The sequence below is a fragment of the Streptomyces sp. AHU1 genome (genome assembly GCF_045343905.1).
GTDB lineage: Bacteria > Actinomycetota > Actinomycetes > Streptomycetales > Streptomycetaceae > Streptomyces > Streptomyces triticiradicis.
Genome location: NZ_CP174283.1, coordinates 2,876,783 through 2,895,660 on the forward strand (window position 1 = coordinate 2,876,783; position 18,878 = coordinate 2,895,660).

Here is an 18,878-nt window from a genome sequence, read left to right on the forward strand (position 1 = left end):
CCCGGCCGCCGGAGTGCTCCGGGACGGTGTCTCCCGACCGCCCCGGGGGAGGGGCCTGCCCGGTCCGTGCGCCTGCGGGCCGGTGGGGGCCGGTCGCGCAGTTCCCCGCGCCCCTGAGGGGCGCGGGGCGCGGGCCCGGCGTCGGTCGGTGGGGCTTCAGCGCTCCAGGCGGACCCGGCCGCCCATCTCGACCCAGTCGCCGGGCTGCGGTGCGGTGAGGATCTGTGATCCGACGCCCTGGGTGATGTTGAGGGCCCGGCCGAGCTGCTGGGTCAGCAGCAGCGCCGCCGCTCCGGTGGCCTCGTCCTCCTCGATGCCGTCGTTGCGGCCGGGGAAGGCGCGGGCCCGCACCCGGCCGGCGGCCTCGTCCTCCCAGGCCCAGGCGTAGATCCACTCCCCCGACGGCGGCACGGCCAGCGCGTCGACCTCGGCCGCGGTCTCGTGCCGCCGGAGCGTCCTCGGCGGCGCCCACTCGGCGCGCGCCTCGATCCAGCTGAACTCGCCGTCCAGCCGGACCCCCACCACACCCGCGGGCGTGACCAGTTCGGGCACGTCGAGCAGCCAGCCCACTCCGACGCAGGGGTGTCCGGCGAAGGGCAGCCGCAGCGACGGGGTGTAGATGTCGATGATCCCGCGCTCGGGGTCGTCGACGAACACGGTCTCGCTGAAGCCGAGCTTCGCGGCGAACTCCTGCCGGTCCGCGCGGTCCGGCATCACCGAGCCCTCGCGCACCACACCGAGCTCATTGCCATACCCGCCGCCCGGTCCGCAGAAGACCCGCAGCACGTCGTAATCAGTCACTCCGGCATTCAAACATCCATCTGCCCGATCGGTGACCTGCACGACCGGACCGCCCTCCTCCGAATGCCCCCTGATCACCGGGAACGGTGCCGGAGTCGGGCGGTCCGGACACACGTCCGACCCGGACCGGCGGATCAGACGGTGGACCGCCTGCGCATCGCGACCACCGCACCGGCGCCCGCGGCGACGGTCACCGCGGCCGCGGCTCCGAGCGCCCCGGCCGGGAGCTCCGACCCGGTGGAGGCCAGCGCACCGCTCGCTCCGCCCGTCGTGGACCCGGTTCCGGCCGTCCCCGTGCCGCCCGTGGTGCCCGAGGCCGTACCGGAGCCGTCCGAGCCGGAGTCCGAGCCGCCATTCCCGTCCGGGAGCCGGGCGTCGTCGTCGAGCGCCACCGAGAGGACGACCGGGTCGAGTTCGGCGCCCTCGGCGTAGAAGCCGCCGAACGCCTCGGCGCCGGCCTCGGTGAGCTCGGCGGTCACGCCGTCCAGAGTGATCACGTCGTCCGTCGCCTTCAGATCGGCGGTGTTCGCGCTCAGGTCCGCGAGGACGACGTCGTCGGAGGTCCTGCCGAGGCTGTCGACGTCGGCGGTCAGCTCTCCGGAGCCGCCGTCGAGCTCCACCCCGAGATCGCTGAGGGTGAGGTCGAGACCGTAACCGCCGTTCTCCTCATGCCCCTTGAAGTTCACCGCGCCCTTGAAGGAGGCCGTGAGGGTGTCGGCGTCGGTGTCGTAGGTGCCGTTGGCGTCCGGGAAGGTGAAGGCGCCGTTGCCGGACGCCTGTGCCGCCCCGCCGGACACGGTGATCCTCCCCTGCGCGGCGCCGTCCACGACGTACGTGCGGAAGGACTGCTTCACCCCCCAGCCGAGCGTGCCGTCCGCTATCTCGCCGCGCGCGGGAGCCTCGGTCCCGGAAGCCGGGGCGCTCGGGCTCGCGCTCTGCGAGGCCGGGTCCGAGGGCGACGGGGACGACGAGGGTGAGGCGGAGGCGGACGTGGACGAAGTCGGCTCCGGGGAGGAGGAATCCGTCGCGGTCGGGCTCGCGGTCGGCGACGGCGTCCGGGTCGCGGCCGGCTTCTGCGCCACGGTGAGCGGATCGCCCGCGGCCCCCTCGTAGCCCGCGCTGCCGAGGACGGTCGCCGCCTCCTTCGTCAGCCTGGTCTCCATGTCCGCCATCGTGCGGGTGACGGTGACGTCGGCGAGCGGGACGTCGTCCCGGGTCGTGCCGCCGCTCGTGACGTCGGCGGTGATCCTCGCCGCCGCGCTGTCGAATCTCACGTCCGACAGGGTGAGTTCGAAGCCGTGCAGCTTGGAGGCGATCTTCAGGCTGCCCGCGAAGCCGAGCCGTACGGCGTGGGTGCCGGAGTCGTACGTCCCGCTGCCGTCGGTGAAGGTGAACGCGCCGTTGCCGGGCGCCTGTGTCGCCCCGTCGGCCGGGGTGAAGGAACCGGCCGCCATCCCGGTCACGTACGAGCGGTAGGACTGCTTGATGCCCCAGGTCAACTCGTAGTCCTTGAGCGGCGCTTCGGCGGCCGACGCGCTGGTGACGGCGAGGGCGCCCGCCCCCAGGGCGACCGCGACGGCGGCGGCGAGCGCGAGGGGGCGGCGGCGGTTGACGGCCATGGTCGTGGGTCTCCTCGGGGTGGTTGTCCTGCGCCTGGGCACAGGGATCGGTGGAGTACGGCGGAAGGAATCGGGGTGGGCGGGACGGGCCGGGGTGAGGTGGACCGGGGTCAGCCGGTGGGGGTGCGGCGCCCGCGGACGAGCCCGAGAGCGACCGCGGCCGCGGCCAGTGCTCCCAGGGCGAGGCCGATCGGCAGGGCCGCGCCGCCGCCGGGCCCGTCGCCCGCGGTGTTCCCGGTGCGGGGCGCACCGGCGGTCCTCGCGTCGGGCGTCCGCGACGTACGCGCCTCGGGCGAGGGGGGCGCGGACTCGCCGAGGTCGGGCAGGGCGGGGAGGCGCGCCTCGTCCGTGAGGGCGATGGAGAGGGTCAGGGGGTCCATCTCCGTACCGGCCCGGTACATCCCGCCGAACGCCTCGGCACCGCGGGCGGTGAGCTCGCTCGGTGCTTCGACGAGCTGGAGGAGGCCGTCCTTCGGGGCCAGGTCCTCGGCCCCGAAGGTCACGAGCGGGACCTTCTTCCCGGTGAGGTCCGCGCTCGTGACGTCGGCGTAGAGCGTGCCCCTGCCCTCGGCGACGGTGACCCGCAGTCCGCCGAGCCCGAGGTCGAGCCCCTGGCGGCCGGTGAAGCGCACGCTTCCGTGGAAGTCGGCCTTCAGGACGTGCTTCTTCCTGTCGTACGTGCCCTCGCCCGCGGGGAACCGGAAGAGCGCGCCGCCGTCCCGGGCTCCGGAGGCAAGCGTCCACCTGCCGGCGGCGACGGGCCCGGTGACGTACTCGCGGAACGTGCGGCGCACACCCCAGTCGACGGCCCCGTCCTCGATCGCGCCCGAAGCGGCCTTCCCGGCAGGGGACTTGGACGGCCGGGCGGTGGCCGCCTTCGACGGTTCCGCCGGGGCCGGGGCCCGCACGTCCGCCTCCAGGCTCACCGGGTCGAGCGGCGTGCCCGCCGTGTAGTAGCCGGCGAAGGACCGGGCGCCCTGCGCAGTGAGCGTGGCCGGGAGGTCGTCGAGCCGGACGGCGGTTCCGCCGCCCTTCATGTCGATGCCGCCGAGGGAGAGGGTGGCGAAGGGCACCCGTGTGGACGTCGTGACCGTCCCGGTGCCCTTCGCCTTGCTGGTGACGTCGACGTAGAGGGTGCCGCGGCCGCCGAGGACGCGGACGGTGGGGCGGCTGATCGTGAGGTCGAGTCGGTAGCCGCCGCCGCTCTCGCGGTGTCCGACGAAGCGGACCCCGCCGGACCAGGCGGCGGTGAAGGCGCCCGTGCCGCCGTCGTAGGAGCCGGTGGCGGAGTGGAAGCGGAACCGGCTCGAGCCGACCGTGGCCGCGCCTCCCGTGAGGGAGTAACTCCCCTTCGCGATGGGCCCGGTGACATAGCTCTGGAAGGACGACTTGACGCCCCAGTCGAGCCGGCCGCCGCGCACGGTGCGGCTCGCCGCGTGTGCGGCCGTGGCGGTGAGCAGGGCTCCCAGCACGGCCACGCAGACCACGGCGGCCGCCAGGGCCCTCGAACGCGCGGTCATGGATGTCCTCCGGTTTCCGGGGTCAGGGGAACCCCTGGCGACTTAGGTAAGGCTAACCTAAGATATCGACCGGACGTGCTGGAAGAGGACCGAGAGGAACGACGGGACAGTGCAACGCTTGCGCACACGACTGGCGGGGGCGCTGCTGTCGGCGCTCGCCCTCACGCTCGCCCTGACGGGATGCGGCGGATCCGGCGGCCCCGCCCCGACGGCGGCGTCCGGAGCGGCCGGGACCGGCGGGCCGGCCGGCACGGACCGCGTCGAGCCCCTGGCGTCCCCCGGGACGCCCCGACTCCCCGTCACGGTGCTCTCGTCCGGCGGAAGGAGGACGACCGTCGAGAAGGCCGACCGGATCGTCCCGCTGTCCGGGAGCCTCAGCGAGATCGTCTTCACGCTCGGGCTCGGCGACCGGGTCGTGGCCCGCGACATCACCGCCACCTTCGACCAGGCGAGGAGACTGCCCCTCGTCACCCGCAACCACGACGTCTCCGCCGAGAGCGTGCTCTCCCTGCGCCCCGACCTCGTCCTCGCCGAGACGACGACCGGACCGGACGAGGCCGTGCGGCAGATCCGCGACGCCGGTGTCCCCGTCCTCGTCGTCGCCCCGGCGCGCGGACTCGCCGACGTGAGCACGCGCATCCGCGCGGTGGCCGACGCCCTCGGCGTACCGGCGGCGGGGAAGCGGCTGGCGCGGCGGTCGCAGGACCGGATCGCCGCCGTGCGCAAGGAGATCCCGGCCCACGCGGACCGCCCTCGCGTCGCCTTCCTCTATCTCCGCGGCTCCGCCTCCGTCTACCTCATCGGCGGGCGCGGCTCCGGCGCGACCTCGCTGCTGGAGGCGGCGGGGGCGGTCGACGCGGGCGTCGAGTCGGGTCTGGACAAGGACTTCACCGCCATCACCACCGAGGCGCTCGTCCGGGCCGCGCCCGACGCGGTCCTCGTGATGTCCAAGGGACTCGAGTCCGTCGGCGGGACGGACGGGCTCGTCCGGATCCCGGGAGTGGCGCAGACCCCGGCGGGCATGGAGCGCCGGGTGGTGTCCGTCGAGGACGGCGTGCTCCTCAACTACGGGCCGCGCACGGACCGGGTACTGAAGTCGCTGGTACGGCAGTTGTACGGGGAGACCCGATGACCGCCGTCGACCGCCCGGCACCCGGAGCACCCGTCGGACCGGCCGCCCGGCCCGTCGCCGGACCGGTTGCCGCCCCGCTCGCCGGACCCGCGGCCGGCGGGACTCCCGCCGCTCCCCCACGCGGACGGGTGCGCGGCACCCCCTGGCTCCTGACCGCCGGGCTGCTCGCCGCCCTGCTCGTCCTGGTCCCCGTGGCCGCCGGGCTCGGCGCGTACCCGATCCCCACCGGGGACGTGCTCGCCTCCGTCGCCCACCGCGCCGGCCTCGGGGGCGCCGCCCTGGACCGGGTCCCGGAGTCGGTCCTGTGGGACGTGCGCTTCCCGCGGATCGTGCTCGCCCTGCTCATCGGCGGTTCGCTGGGCTGCGCGGGCGCCCTCATGCAGGGCGTGTTCGGCAATCCGCTGGCCGAACCCGGCGTCATCGGCGTCTCGTCGGGCGCGGCGGTCGGCGCGGTCGCCGTCATCGCGCTCGGCCTGGACTTCCTCGGCACCTTCACCGTCCCGGCCGTCGCCTTCGTGACGGGCCTGGCCACCGTCCTCGTCGTCTACGCGATGTCACGCTCGGGCGGCCGCACCGAGGTGGTCACGCTGATCCTCACCGGGATCGCCCTGAACGCCTTCACGGGCGCCCTGATCGGACTGTTCCTGTTCTTCGCGGACTCCGCCGCCGTCAGCCAGATCGCCTTCTGGCAGCTCGGGTCGCTGGCGCAGGCGACCTGGCCGAAGGTCCTCGCGGTCCTGCCCTGCGCCGCGGCCGGCCTGGCCCTGGCGCCGCTGTACGCCCGCCGGCTCGACCTGCTGTCCCTCGGCGAACGGCCCGCCCGGCACCTGGGCGTCGACGTCGAACGGCTGCGGCTCGTCCTCGTGCTGGTCATCGCGCTGCTCACGGCGGCGGCCGTCAGCGTCTCGGGGATCATCGGCTTCGTCGGTCTCGTCGTACCGCATCTGCTGCGCATGGCGGCCGGGCCCGGTCACCGCTTCCTGATCCCGGGCAGCGCGCTCGGCGGCGCCGCGGTGCTGCTCGCGGCCGACCTCGCCGCCCGGAGCCTCGCGCGGCCCGCCGAGCTCCCCCTCGGCGTCCTCACCGCCCTGCTGGGCAGCCCGTTCTTCCTCTGGCTGCTGCGCAGGACCCGTCGCAGGCAGGGAGGCTGGGCATGAGCCCCGTCCGAAGCGACCGCACCCGGCGCCTGCGGCTCCCGCGTGCGGCGCGGCCCGTACCGCCGTCCGCGCCCGCCCCCGGTGACGTGCTCGCCGAGGCCGAGGACCTCCACGTCCGGCTCGGCGGCCGGGAGGTGCTGCGCGGTGTCGACGTCACGGCCCGCGCGGGCGAGGTGCTCGCGCTGGTCGGGCCCAACGGGGCGGGCAAGTCGACCCTGCTGGCCGCGCTGGCGGCCGATCTGCGGGCCTCGGAAGGGGCCGTACGTCTCCACGGGCGCCCGGCGCGGGACTGGTCCGCGGCCGAACTCGCCCTGCGCCGGGCCGTGCTTCCCCAGGCCGCCGCGCTCTCCTTCCCGTTCACCGTGGAGGAGGTCGTCCGGATGGGGCGGGCTCCCTGGGCCCACAGCCCGCGGGACGACGACGCGGCGGTCGGCGCGGCCATGGCGGCCACCGAGGTCACCGCGTTCGCGGCACGCCCCTTCGCCGCGCTCAGCGGCGGGGAGCGCGCGCGGGTGGCGCTGGCCCGGGTGCTCGCGCAGCGCGCGCCGCTCCTGCTGCTCGACGAGCCGACGGCCGCGCTCGACCTGCGGCACCAGGAGCTGGTGCTGCGGGTGTGCGGGGAAAGGGCGCACGCCGGTGACGCGGTGGTCGTGGTGCTGCACGATCTGGGTCTGGCGGCGGCCTACGCGCACCGGGTCGCGATCCTGTGCGCCGGTCGTGTCGCGGCCCACGGCCGGCCGGCGGAGGTCTTCACCGACGTGCTGCTGACCGAGGTCTACCGGCAGCCGGTCGAGGTGTTCCCGCACCCCAGGACCGGCGCCGCGCTCATCACCCCGAAGCGCGGCGAAACCGCCTCCTTTACCTTTCTTTGACCTCTTCGTGGGGTCCGTTTTGAGTCACCGTGATCAAGCCGTTCCTGTACGCCGCCTGTGAGAGCTGAATCACCGCATAGGGGGGTATCACTGAGGCAAGCCTCAGATAAGTTAGGCCAGCCTCACCATGCCGAACGGGCCCGCCGTGCGGCTTGTCCGACTTCTCTTGGAGCCTGCATGCGAGCCGTCCGACTGTCCGTCGTCACCGCAGCCGCCACCGCGGCCGCCCTGGCCGCTGTCACGGGTTGCACCCAGAAGAGCGACGCGAAGAACGGCGACGCGATCCAGGTGACGGCCACCGACACCGCGTGCAAGGTGTCCAAGAAGGAGTTCCCCGCGGGGCACGTCCAGCTCGACATCGAGAACAAGGGCTCCAAGGTCACCGAGGTCTACCTGCTGTTCCCGGACGACCGGATCGTCAGCGAGCGCGAGAACATAGGCCCCGGCACCAAGCAGAAGGTCACCGCCGAGGTGAAGGCCGGCGAGTACGTCATCGCCTGCAAGCCCGGGATGAAGGGCAAGGGCATCCGCGAGGCGGTCAAGGCCACCGGCGGCGGCAAGGTCGCCAAGCGCGACCCGCGCCTGGACAAGGCGGTCGCCGACTACCGCGAGTACGCGCAGGAGCAGGCCGACGCCACGCTGCCGAAGGCCGAGACGTTCGCCAAGGCCGTCAAGGCCGGTGACATCGAGGCCGCGAAGAAGGTGTTCGCCGACTCGCGCCTGGGCTGGGAGCGCACCGAGCCCGTCGCCGAGTCCTTCGGTGACATCGACCCGAAGGTCGACGTCCGCGAGGACGGCCTCGAAGACGGCCAGGACCCGGTCAAGGACTGGACCGGCTGGCACCGTCTGGAGAAGTCCCTCTGGCAGGACAAGAAGATCGGCGACCGCGAGAAGCAGCTCGCCGACCAGCTCGTCACCGACCTGACCGACTGGCAGAAGCGCGTCGGCAAGGCCGAGATCACCCCGACCTCCATGGCCAACGGCGCCAAGGAACTGCTCGACGAGGTCGCCAGCGGCAAGGTCACCGGCGAGGAGGACCGCTACTCGCACACCGACCTGACCGACTTCAAGGGCAACGTCGAGGGCGCGCAGAAGGCCTACGAGCTGCTCAAGCCCGTCGCCGCGGAGAACGACGCGGCCCTGACGGCCGAGCTGGACAAGCAGTTCGCCGCGCTGAGCACGCTGCTCGACAAGTACCGCACGGACAAGACGTCGTACGTCTTCACCTCGTACGACAAGGTCGGCAAGGCCGACCGCAAGGAGCTCCAGGACGCGGTCAACGCGCTCGCCGAGCCCCTGTCCAAGCTCGCCGCCGCCGTCGTGAAGTAGGAGCCAGCGCCATGACGGACACCCAGGACAGCACCCAGGCCGCGGACGCCGCCGAGCCCGCGCGGGCCGGTTCCGCGCCGACCCGGCGTTCCCTGATCGGCTGGGGCGGTGCCGGGCTCGCGCTCGGTGCCGCCGCGGCCGGCGGCGCCGTCGCGATGACCCGCGTCGGCAACGACGTCGACCCGGCCGGCGCCGAGACCGGTGCCGCCGTCCCCTTCCACGGCCCGCACCAGGCCGGCATCGCGACCGCGGTGCAGGACCGGCTGCACTTCGCCGCGTTCGACGTGAAGACCGACGACCGCGCCGCGTTCGTCCAGCTCCTCAAGGACTGGACGCAGGCCGCCGCCCGGATGACCGCCGGACACACGGTCGGCGAGGGCGCGTACGGCGGTCTGGCCGAGGCGCCGCCGGACGACACCGGTGAGGCGCTGGGCCTCAAGCCCTCCCGGCTGACACTGACGATCGGCTTCGGTCCGTCGCTGTTCGAGAAGTTCGACCTGGCGGACCGGCGGCCGGAGGCGCTCGTCGCCCTGCCGAAGTTCCCGGGTGACAACCTGGACAAGGCCCGCAGCGACGGCGACCTGTGCATCCAGGCCTGCGCGGACGACCCGCAGGTGGCGGTGCACGCCATCCGCAACCTGGCCCGCATCGGCTTCGGCAAGGTCGCCATCCGCTGGTCGCAGCTCGGCTTCGGCAAGACGTCGTCGACGACCCCGGACGCGCAGACCCCGCGCAACCTGATGGGCTTCAAGGACGGCACCCGCAACATCGCGGGCACCGAGACCGAGCGGCTGAAGAAGTTCGTGTGGACCGACGCGAAGGACAACGGCGAGAAGGCCGCCTGGATGACCGGCGGTTCCTACCTCGTCGCCCGGCGCATCCGGATGAACATCGAGACCTGGGACCGTACGCCGCTCCAGGAGCAGGAGGACATCTTCGGCCGCGACAAGGGCGAGGGTGCCCCGGTCGGCAAGGCCAAGGAGCACGACAAGCCGTTCCTGAAGGCGATGAAGCCCGACGCGCACGTCCGCCTCGCGCACCCCGACTCCAACGACGGGATCACCATCCTGCGCCGGGGCTACTCCTTCACCGACGGCACGGACGGCCTCGGCCGCCTCGAAGCGGGCCTGTTCTTCCTGGCCTACATGCGTGACGTGCGCAAGGGGTTCATCCCGCTGCAGCGCAGGCTGTCGGCCTCGGACGCGCTCAACGAGTACATCCAGCACGTGAGTTCGGCGGTCTTCGCCGTTCCGCCCGGCGTCCGGGACAAGGACGACTGGTGGGGCCGCGCGCTGTTCTCCAAGGAGGTGTAGCCGTGTTCGGCAACTATCTGATCGGACTGCGCGAGGGCCTGGAGGCCAGTCTCGTCGTCTGCATCCTCATCGCCTACCTGGTGAAGACGGAGCGCAAGGACGCCCTGAAGCCGATCTGGGCCGGCATCGGCGTCGCGATCACCGTGGCGCTCGGCTTCGGCTTCGCCCTCGAGTTCGGCTCCCAGGAGATGACGTTCAAGGCCCAGGAGGCGCTCGGCGGTTCGCTGTCGATCCTCGCCGTCGGCCTGGTGACGTGGATGGTCTTCTGGATGCGGCGCACCGCCCGGCACCTGAAGTCCGAGCTGCACGGCAAGCTGGACGCGGCGCTCGCCATGGGAACGGGCGCGCTGGTGGCGACCGCGTTCCTGGCGGTCGGCCGGGAGGGCCTGGAGACGGCCCTGTTCGTGTGGGCGTCGGTGCACGCGGCCAGCGACGGCACACCCCGCCCGCTGATCGGCGTGGCGCTGGGCCTGCTCACCGCGGTCCTCCTCGGCTGGCTCTTCTACCGCGGCGCGCTGAGGATCAACCTCGCCAAGTTCTTCACCTGGACCGGCGGCATGCTGGTCGTCGTCGCCGCGGGCGTGCTCGCGTACGGCGTCCACGACCTGCAGGAGGCCGACTTCGTCCCGGGCCTGACGAACCTGGCCTTCGACATCAGCTCCACGATCGACCCGACGAGCTGGTACGGCACCCTGCTGAAGGGCGTCTTCAACTTCCAGCCCGACCCGACGGTCCTTCAGGTCACGGTGTGGGCGCTGTACTTGGTCCCCACGCTCACGATCTTCTTCGCCCCGGTAGGGTTCCCCTCCGGGAAGAAGAAGGTGAAGGCACCTGATGAGCAGGGATCGCACGGAGCGCAGCCCTCGAAGGCCTCGTAGTCCCGTCCGTCTCGCCCTGGCGGCGACGGTGGTGACCGCGCTGTGGGCGGCGAGCGGCTGCGTGGTGGTGCACGGCGAGCGCGAGGTCGTGCCGGCCACGACCCGCGCCGACGCCGCCCGCGCGCTCGCGGACTTCACCACCGCCTACAACAAGGCGGACGCGACGTACGACCGCTCGAAGGACGCGGACCGGGTGACCGGTCCGCTCGCGGACATCGACGGCGCCAGGCTGAGGGCCGGGCATCTGAGCAAGCCCGCCGGGAATCCCGCGCACTCGGCGCTGGAGTTCGACGACGCCGAGTTCTCGATCCCCGCGAAGGCGGGCTGGCCGCGCTGGTTCGTGGCGGACGCGACGGCCAACAAGGGCGTGCCGGGCAGCCGCTGGCTGCTCGTCTTCACCCGGGACGGCGCCCGCGAGAAGTGGCAGGCCTCGTACCTGACGGTCCTCGGGGCCGGTGACGTACCGGAGTTCGCGAAGGACGAGGACGGCTGGGCGCGGCCCGTCGCCGCCGACGACCCGGCGCTCGCGGTCCAGCCGCGAAAGCTCGGCCGGTCGTACGCGTCCTATCTGAAGGCCGGCGGCGACACCTTCGCCGCGGGCGTCCACACCTCGCAGTGGCGGGCCCAGCGCGAGAAGTTCGCCAGCCGGCCCGGTCTCGCCCGGCAGTACATCGACCAGCCGCTGACCGCGGGCGACTACGCGCCGGTGGGTCTGCGCACCGCGGACGGCGGGGCGCTGGTGTTCTTCGCCACGCGCCGCTTCGAGAAGGAGACCGCCGCCGCGGGCACCGAGATCCCCTCCCCCGCCGCGGACGTGCGGGCCCTGACGACCGGCGAGATCAACCGGTCCCTGACCCTGGAGTTCGTCTCCAACCAGGCCGTCCTGGACCCGCCGAAGGGCTCGGGCCGTGGACAGGTGTCCGTCCTCGGGCGGGTCGAGGGGCTGACGGGCGCCAAGGGCGAGTAGCCGGGCGCCGTGCGGGGCCTCAGCCCTGGTGGGGCCAGGCGGTGAGCTGGTCCATGTCGTTCTCCCCGGCGTAGCGGGCGCATTCGTCGGTCAGGGTCTCCAGGAGCGTGAGCGGGTCCGGCAGCGGGTGCTCGGGGCCGCGCACCCAGTCGACGCCCAGACCGCCGGGCAGCCGGGCCGGCGGGACCAGGACGTACGATCCGCGGCAGTGCCAGCGGAAGCCGGGGTGTTCGTCCATCGTCTCGGGGCGGCAGTCCAGCTCGCAGGGCCACCACTCGTCCTCGTCCTCGGGCGTGCCGCGGGTGAGGGTGAAGAAGAGCATGCGGCCGTCGCCGGTCTCCGCGACGGGGCCGACCTCGACGCCGGCGGCGAGCAGGCGCTCCAGCGCCTCGCGCCCGGCGTCCAGCGGCACGTCCAGGACGTCGTGCACCATGCCGGTCGCGGTGATGAAGTTCGCCTTCGGCTGGTGCCGGGCCCAGCGCTCGATCTGGGCGCGGTCGGTCGTCGACTGCGTCTGCCAGGCGAAGGAGACCGGGTGGCGCGCGGGCGTGGGACAGCCCACGCGGTCACAGGAACAGCGGTAGCCGGAGGGGTACGCGGCCTGCGCGAGCGGCAGTCCCGCGGCGGCGGCGGCGAGCAGCAGGGCCTCACGACCGTCGGCGGACGTCTCCGCGGGGGCTTTGGGCCGGCGTCCGCCGAACCACTTCGAGATCCTGTCCCACGTGCCGGAGCGGCGGCCGAACTCTGCGCTCATCTATCCCCTCGCCTCGCCTCGCCGTAGTGCAACTCGTCCTTGCCCCATGGTCCCACCATCGCGGACCCCGGGTGGCCGGAGCCGACGACCGGAGCGGGCGGGACGACGCATCCTCCAGGCCCCCATTGGGTGTTATCACATGATTTCGAGCGATTTGGCGGTCACTCGGCGGGGAGCCGGACGGTGCGGGGTGTAGTCGGCCCCCACCGTCCGTGCGGTCGTACGAGACCGATGCCACTCGGGCGGGACGGCAGCACGGGGCAGGAGCGCGGGCCGGCGACGGGGGACGGTCCGGGGACGGCCTAGGGGGTGTCCTCCGGCGGCCAGGCGTCGCCCCACTCGGCGTCGCGGGCCGCCTTGTACAGCGGTCCGTGGCGCTTGGTCACCGTCTCCCGGCGCAGTGCCTCGTCCCGCCCGCACAGGTCGAGCAGGACCTGGCCCTTGCGGATCTGCGGCTTGCGCACGACGCGGGAGGGCGCCGGGGCGGGCGGGAAGCGGGTCGCGGCGACGTAGCTGAACTTCTCGTCCTCGTACGCCAGGGAGCCGCCCTTGACCTGGCGGTGCAGGGAGGAGCGGGCGACCCGGGCGGAGAAGTGGCACCAGTCCTGGCCGGGGACGATGGGGCAGGCCGCGCTGTGCGGGCAGGGAGCGGCGACGTGGAAGCCGGCGCCGGTCAGACGCTCGCGGGCGGCGAGGACCCGGGCGTAGCCGTCGGGGGTGCCGGGTTCGATGATCACCACGGCCTGCGCGGCGCCCGCGGCGGCGTCCACGACCGAGGCGCGGTCGTCCTCGGTGAGCTCGCCGAGGACGTACGAGACGGTGACGAGATCAGTGCTCTCGATGGTGAGCGCCGCTCCGATACGAGAGCGCTGCCACACGGCGCCCTCCAGTTCCGGGCTGACGGCGGCGATCTCCCGGCCGAGCGCGAGGGCCGGCTCGGCCCAGTCGAGGACGGTGACCGGGCGGGCGCCCGCCCAGGTGGCGTTTACCGCCCAGGTGGCCGCGCCGGTGCCGCCGCCGACGTCCACATGGCTGCCCGGCGCCCAGCCGGGCACCACGTCCGCGAACGCCTCCAGCGCCGCGCACACCGCCTCGAACGTCGCGGGCATCCGGTACGCGGCGTACGCGGCCACGTCCGAGCGGTCCCGCAGGATCGGCGCGTGGGTCGGGGTGGCCCCCCGGTAGTTCGCGATCAGCCGCTCCACCGCCTGCGCGGCGGTCTTCGGCGGCAGGCCGTCGAGCAGTCCGGCGAGGGCGCTGCGCAGGAGGTCGGCGGGGGGTACGGGGGCGTTCACGGCCCGATTCTCTCAGGTGCCGCGCGTCCCCCGTACCGGCCGGGCGCCTGCTCAGGTGCCGCGCACCGCCCGCCGCAGCCGGGTGGCCGCCGCCGCCCGGGGCGCGTTGTCCGCCGGGCGGCGCCGGGGGTGGACCGTGTTGGCGAGGAGGACCAGGAACGTGTCCGTCGCCGGGTCCAGCACCAGGGAGGTGCCGGTGAACCCGGTGTGGCCGGCCGCGCCGTGACCGGCGAGGGTGCCCATGAACCAGGGCTGGTCGAGGGCGAACCCGAGGCCGGGCGGGGTGAGGAGGAGCTCGACGAAGTCGGGACCGAGGATGCGGGCCGGACCGTAGGAACCGCCCGCGAGCAGGGTGCGGCAGAACACGGCCAGGTCGTGCGCGGTGGAGAACAGGCCGGCGTGACCGGCCACCCCGCCGAGCGCCCAGGCGTTCTCGTCGTGCACCACGCCCCGCAGCATGCCCCGGTCCGCCTTGGCCCACGGCCGCCGCTGGTCCTCCGTGGCCGCCGCGCCGGGGCAGGGTCCGAAGGCGGTGGAGTTCATCCCGAGCGGGCGGGTGATGCCGTCCCTGACAAGGATGTCGAGCCCCCGGCCGGTGACGCGTTCCAGCACGTGCTGCAGGAGGAGCAGGTTGACGTCGGAGTAGCGGTACTCGCCCGGCGCCGACGAGGGGGCCTCGGCCCGCAGCATCGCCAGCCGGGCCGGGTCGTCCGGGCAGTCGTACAGCGGCAGTTCGGGGCGCAGCCCGGAGGTGTGGGTGAGCAGCTGCCGTACGGTGACGCCGTGCTCGCGGGCCGCGCGGAACTCCGGCAGGTACGCGCCGACGCGCGCGTCGATGCCCAGCGTGCCGCGCTCCAGCTGCTGCACCGCGGCGACCGCCGTGAACAGCTTGGTGAGGGAGGCCAGGTCGAAGGGCGTGTCCACGGTCATCGGCACCCGCGCTCCCGGCGGCAGCTCGATCCCGGTGTCCTTGTCCTCGTCGTGGGCCGCGTAGCGGACCGCCCAGCCCGCCGCCTCCTCGACGGCGACGACCGGACCCCGTCCCGCGACCACCACGACGCCCGCCGCCCACGGGTCGGGCCCCCGGGTGAGGGCGCGGACCTCGTGGACGAGCTGTCGCAGTTCACCGGCGTCGAGTCCGGCCCGTTCCGGCGTACCGGTCCGCAGTCGTGGTGCGCTCAGTTCTCCGTCCCTTTCCCGTTCGAAGTACGTCCCGTCCACCGGGGACGGCACAGTCCCACGAAGCAGGCGACGGCCACCAGTGCGGCCGTCAGCTGGACGACGGCCATCGGGACCGCGGTGTGCTCCCCGGCGACGCCGACGAGCGGTGAGGCGACCGCGCCGACGAGGAAGGAGGAGGTGCCGAGCAGCGCGGAGGCGGAGCCGGCCGTGTGCCGCACGCGCGTGAGGGCGAGCGTCTGGGTGTTGGGCAGGGCGAGGCCCATGGCGGACATCAGCACGAACAGCGCGGCGGCGACCGGGGCGAGCCCGACCGGGCCGAGGGCGCCGGTGGACATCAGCAGCAGCGCGGCCGCGGCGAGGACGACGAGGGCGAGGCCGGTGGCGAGGACCTTCTCCAGGGCGACCCGGCCGACGAGCAGTTTGCCGTTGACCTGTCCGGCGATCACGAGGCCGACGGAGTTCACGCCGAAGAGCAGGCTGAAGGTCTGCGGGGAGGCGCCGTACAGGTCCTGGATCACGAACGGGGAGGCCGAGATGTAGGCGAAGAGGGCCGCGAAGGTGAAGCCGCCCGCGAGCATGTACCCGGTGAAGACGCGGTCGGCGAGCAGCCGGCGCATGGCGTGCAGCGCCTCGCCGACGCCGCCGTCGTGCCGGTCCGCGGGTTCCAGTGTCTCGGGCAGCTTCGTCCAGACGAGGGCCGTCAGCGCGATGCCGACGGCGGTGAGGACCACGAACACGCCGCGCCAGTCGGTGAGGCGCAGGATCTGTCCGCCGATGAGCGGCGCGACGACGGGGGCGACGCCGGAGACCAGCATGAGGGTGGAGAAGAACCGGGCCATCGCCACGCCGTCGTAGAGGTCGCGGACGACGGCGCGGGCGATCACTATCCCGGCCGCGCCCGCGAGCCCCTGGACGAGGCGGAAGGCGACGAGGAGGCCGATGCCGGGCGCGAGGGCGCACAGGGCGGTGGCGAGGACGTAGACGCCGAGGCCGGCGAGCAGCGGCCGCCGCCGGCCCCACCTGTCGCTCATGGGTCCGACGACGAGCTGCCCGAGCGCCATGCCCGCGAGGCACGCGGTGAGCGTGAGCTGCACGGTGGCGGCGGGGGCGTGCAGGGAACCGGTGACCTCCGGCAGCGAGGGGAGGTACATGTCCATCGCGAGCGGGGGCGTGGCGGTGAGCCCGCCGAGGACGAGGGTGACGAGGAGTCCGGCGCGGCCCGGCGCGCCGGGGCCCGTGTGCGGGCGCGGTGCGGCGGCGGATGCCGCTCCGGCGTCCGCCGACGGCGCCTCGGCGGCCGTCGGCGCGGTGCCCGCGGCACCTTCCCCCGGTATGTGCCCTCGCGGGCTTCCCTGGTCCCGCGTGGTGCGGCCACGCTCGGGCATGTGCCCCCCCTCTCCGAAAGATGCGGCCCCTATGCTCTCAGTTCGAACAGCGGGTTCGGAGTCACGGATCGAGGGGCGGGCATGACGGACGAGCGTGAACGCGTGCGGTGGGGGATTCTGGCGACCGGCGGGATCGCCGCGGCGTTCACGGCGGATCTGGTGGACATGCCGGACGCGGAGGTGGTGGCCGTCGCCTCACGGTCGGAGGCCTCGGCGAAGGCGTTCGGTGAGCGGTTCGGGATCCCGCGGGCGTACGGGGACTGGGCGTCGCTGGCCGCGGACGAGGACGTCGACGTCGTGTACGTCGCCACACCGCACTCGGCGCACCGGGCGGCCGCCGGGATGTGCCTGGAGGCGGGGCGGCACGTGCTGTGCGAGAAGGCGTTCACGCTGAACGCGCGGGAGGCCGGGGAACTGGTCGCGCTCGCCCGCGGCCGCGACCGCTTCCTGATGGAGGCCATGTGGACGTACTGCAATCCGCTGGTACGGCGGCTGAAGGCGCTGGTCGACGACGGTGTGATCGGTGAAGTGCGCACGGTGCAGGCCGACTTCGGTCTGGCGGGCCCGTTCCCGCCCTCGCACCGGCTGCGGGACCCGGCGCAGGGCGGCGGTGCGCTGCTCGATCTGGGGGTCTATCCGGTGTCGTTCGCGCAGCTGCTGCTCGGGGAGCCCTCGGACATCGTCGCGCGAGCGGTGCTCTCCGACGAGGGCGTCGATCTCCAGACGGGTGCGCTGCTCTCCTACGAGAGCGGCGCTCTGGCTTCGGTGCACTGCTCCATCAACGGCGGCACCCCCGTCGCGGCCTCCGTCACCGGCTCCGCGGGCCGCATCGACGTCCCGGGCGGCTTCTTCTTCCCGGACCACTTCGTCCTGCACCGCGACGGCCGCGAGCCGGAGACCTTCCGCGCCGACGCCGCCTCCGGCCCCCGCAACAGCCTCAAGCACGAGGCCGCCGAGGTGATGCGCGCCCTGCGCGCCGGTGAGACCGAGTCCCCGCTCGTCCCGCTCGACGGCACCCTCGCCGTGATGCGGACGCTCGACACGATCCGGGAGCACATCGGCGTCCGCTACCCCGGCGAGGCGACGGCGTAGGAGACCGGCGGCGGCCGAGTCCCACGTACGGCGGAGTCCCGCGGTTCACCAAGGAACGGCAAACGCCGCGATCCGCACATACGGAAGTCCGCGCTCCGGAGCATATAAGCCGTTGGTGCGCTTATGCTCGTCATCTCCCCTTCAGGGCTTCACAGTTGGAGCGCACGACTTCGGTACGACCACGGTCCACACCGATGGGGGAGGTGGCGGTCGCTCCGCGGCCCGGGAGGGGGCGGACCTCGCGCAAGGCCGCGAGGTGTGCACCGGACCGCGGAGCGACCGCCACCGTCGTCAGCCCTGCCGGGGGCCTTCCGCCTCGGTCGTCTCGGCCACCCCGGTCACCTCGGCCGTCTCGGTCTTCTCAGCCGCCTCGGCCATCCCGGTCACCTCAGTCGTCTCGGCCGGCTCAGTCGTCTCGGCCGTCCCGACCCGCTCCCCGGCGGACCGGCGCCTGCGGGTGCGCAGCGCGAGCGCGCCGCCCGCCAGGAGCGCCACCGCCGCCCCGGCCCCGCCGATCAGACCCCACGGCGCGCCGTCCGACTCCCCGGCCGCGGCCGGGGCCGGGGCGCCCGCCGCCGCCTTCGCGGCCTTCCGGGCGGGGGCCTTGCTCGCGCCGCGCTCGCTGAGCGGATCGACCAGCCTGCCGACCGGTTCGGCGTGCGCGCCCTTCCCGAAGCCCCAGTCGAGCAGCCGGGCCGTCTCCTCGTAGACGCCGTTGCCGCCGCTCTTGGGGTGCATCACCGTGACGAGCAGGGTCCGTCCGTCGCGGGTCGCCGCACCGGTGAAGGTGTTGCCGGCGTGGCTGGTGTAGCCGTTCTTCACCCCTATCAGGCCCTCGTACGGCTTCATCCCCCACGCGCCGGTCAGCAGGCGGTCGGTGTTCTGGATCTGGAAGGTCTTCTTGCCGCCGGCCGGGAAGTCCGCGGTCCTCATCGAGCAGTACTCGCGGAAGTCGGCGTCCGCGAGGCCGTGCCGGGCGAAGAGCGCCAGGTCGTACGCGGACGACAGCTGGCCCTTGTGGTCGAACCCGTCGGGGCTGACCACATGGGTGTCCAGCGCCTGCAGGTCCTTCGCGAGCGCCTGCATCTCGGCGACGGTGGCCGGGATGCCGCCGTTCATGTGGCTGAGCACGTGCACCGCGTCGTTGCCCGAGCGCAGGAAGACGCCCTGCCACAACTGCTCGACGGTGTAGGTGATGCCGGGCTTGATGCCGACGAGGCTGGAGCCCGCGGGGACGTCGGCGAGGTCGGCGTCGACCACCTTGTACGTCTCGGCGCGCTCGAACTTCTTCAGCACGGCGTCCGCGAACAGCATCTTCAGGGTGGAGGCGGGCGGAAGACGCCGGTGCGCGTTGTACGAGGCGAGCACCTCGCCCGTGGTGTGGTCCGCGACCAGCCAGGAGCGGGCGGTGAGGTGCCCGGGCAGCCCCGACGCGCCGCTCACCTGGACCCCGGAACGGGCCAGTCTCGCACCGCCGATCGTCGACGTGGCGTACGCGGTGGCGGCCGTCGCGGCGGCGAGGGGGACGGCGGCGGCGAGGCCCAGAGCGGCACGGCGGGAGAGCCCGGAAGAATCACGCATC

The 18,878-nt window shown here is 73.6% G+C and carries 16 protein-coding genes; 8 read left to right on the forward strand and 8 right to left on the reverse strand.

Going from position 1 to position 18,878, the window contains the following annotated elements; all coding sequences use genetic code 11:
* Positions 1–156: 156 nt before the first annotated feature.
* The 3 genes from ACICHK_RS13030 to ACICHK_RS13040 form a co-directional block, all read right to left on the reverse strand.
* The gene (locus ACICHK_RS13030; protein ID WP_151473234.1) at positions 157–801 is read right to left on the reverse strand and encodes a PhzF family phenazine biosynthesis protein; all 645 of its coding nucleotides are present in this window, start codon (positions 799–801) and stop codon (positions 157–159) included.
* Between the two features lie 134 nt (positions 802–935).
* Positions 936–2,420, reverse strand: coding sequence for an HtaA domain-containing protein (locus ACICHK_RS13035; protein WP_406837014.1), 1,485 nt, complete (start codon positions 2,418–2,420; stop codon positions 936–938).
* Between the two features lie 110 nt (positions 2,421–2,530).
* Positions 2,531–3,940, reverse strand: coding sequence for an HtaA domain-containing protein (locus tag ACICHK_RS13040; RefSeq protein WP_406837015.1), 1,410 nt, complete (start codon positions 3,938–3,940; stop codon positions 2,531–2,533).
* A gap of 118 nt (positions 3,941–4,058) precedes the next feature.
* Between ACICHK_RS13040 and ACICHK_RS13045 the strand changes: the two genes are divergently transcribed.
* The 7 genes from ACICHK_RS13045 to ACICHK_RS13075 all read left to right on the forward strand — a co-directional run bounded on the left by ACICHK_RS13045 (position 4,059) and on the right by ACICHK_RS13075 (position 11,588).
* Complete coding sequence (locus tag ACICHK_RS13045; RefSeq protein WP_406837016.1) at positions 4,059–5,072, forward strand: hemin ABC transporter substrate-binding protein; 1,014 nt, start codon at positions 4,059–4,061, stop codon at positions 5,070–5,072.
* Complete coding sequence (locus tag ACICHK_RS13050) at positions 5,069–6,229, forward strand: FecCD family ABC transporter permease (protein ID WP_406837017.1); 1,161 nt, start codon at positions 5,069–5,071, stop codon at positions 6,227–6,229. The genes ACICHK_RS13045 and ACICHK_RS13050 overlap by 4 nt, the downstream gene beginning before the upstream one ends.
* A complete protein-coding gene (locus ACICHK_RS13055; RefSeq protein WP_406837018.1) occupies positions 6,226–7,101 on the forward strand; it encodes a heme ABC transporter ATP-binding protein in 876 nt (291 codons plus the stop codon). The genes ACICHK_RS13050 and ACICHK_RS13055 overlap by 4 nt, the downstream gene beginning before the upstream one ends.
* A gap of 177 nt (positions 7,102–7,278) precedes the next feature.
* Positions 7,279–8,430 (forward strand): iron uptake system protein EfeO, encoded by a 1,152-nt coding sequence (gene efeO / locus ACICHK_RS13060; protein WP_406837019.1) that lies wholly within the window; start codon positions 7,279–7,281, stop codon positions 8,428–8,430.
* A gap of 11 nt (positions 8,431–8,441) precedes the next feature.
* Positions 8,442–9,743, forward strand: a complete 1,302-nt coding sequence (gene efeB, locus ACICHK_RS13065; RefSeq protein ID WP_406837020.1) for an iron uptake transporter deferrochelatase/peroxidase subunit — start codon at positions 8,442–8,444, stop codon at positions 9,741–9,743.
* A gap of 2 nt (positions 9,744–9,745) precedes the next feature.
* Positions 9,746–10,621: an iron uptake transporter permease EfeU gene (efeU, locus tag ACICHK_RS13070; protein WP_406837021.1), complete on the forward strand. Its 876-nt coding sequence runs from the start codon at positions 9,746–9,748 to the stop codon at positions 10,619–10,621.
* Positions 10,578–11,588, forward strand: a complete 1,011-nt coding sequence (locus ACICHK_RS13075) for a hypothetical protein (protein WP_406837022.1) — start codon at positions 10,578–10,580, stop codon at positions 11,586–11,588. The genes efeU and ACICHK_RS13075 overlap by 44 nt, the downstream gene beginning before the upstream one ends.
* Positions 11,589–11,607: 19 nt before the next feature.
* Here ACICHK_RS13075 and ACICHK_RS13080 read toward each other — a convergent pair whose 3' ends face one another.
* The 4 genes from ACICHK_RS13080 to ACICHK_RS13095 form a co-directional block, all read right to left on the reverse strand.
* The gene (locus tag ACICHK_RS13080; protein ID WP_151473226.1) at positions 11,608–12,342 is read right to left on the reverse strand and encodes a bifunctional DNA primase/polymerase; all 735 of its coding nucleotides are present in this window, start codon (positions 12,340–12,342) and stop codon (positions 11,608–11,610) included.
* 302 nt (positions 12,343–12,644) lie between these two features.
* A complete protein-coding gene (locus ACICHK_RS13085; protein WP_406837023.1) occupies positions 12,645–13,637 on the reverse strand; it encodes a small ribosomal subunit Rsm22 family protein in 993 nt (330 codons plus the stop codon).
* 51 nt (positions 13,638–13,688) lie between these two features.
* Positions 13,689–14,858 carry a serine hydrolase gene (locus ACICHK_RS13090; RefSeq protein WP_151473302.1) on the reverse strand — a complete coding sequence of 390 codons (1,170 nt, stop codon included), beginning with the start codon at positions 14,856–14,858 and terminating at the stop codon, positions 13,689–13,691.
* Positions 14,816–16,204 carry a multidrug effflux MFS transporter gene (locus ACICHK_RS13095; protein ID WP_406837024.1) on the reverse strand — a complete coding sequence of 463 codons (1,389 nt, stop codon included), beginning with the start codon at positions 16,202–16,204 and terminating at the stop codon, positions 14,816–14,818. The genes ACICHK_RS13090 and ACICHK_RS13095 overlap by 43 nt, the downstream gene beginning before the upstream one ends.
* 81 nt (positions 16,205–16,285) lie before the next feature.
* Between ACICHK_RS13095 and ACICHK_RS13100 the strand changes: the two genes are divergently transcribed.
* Positions 16,286–17,296, forward strand: coding sequence for a Gfo/Idh/MocA family protein (locus ACICHK_RS13100; RefSeq protein WP_406837025.1), 1,011 nt, complete (start codon positions 16,286–16,288; stop codon positions 17,294–17,296).
* A 291-nt stretch (positions 17,297–17,587) separates the two neighbouring features.
* On the opposite strand, the gene ACICHK_RS13105 is transcribed toward ACICHK_RS13100, so the two are convergent.
* Complete coding sequence (locus ACICHK_RS13105; RefSeq protein ID WP_406837026.1) at positions 17,588–18,877, reverse strand: D-alanyl-D-alanine carboxypeptidase family protein; 1,290 nt, start codon at positions 18,875–18,877, stop codon at positions 17,588–17,590.
* Position 18,878 lies beyond the last annotated feature (1 nt).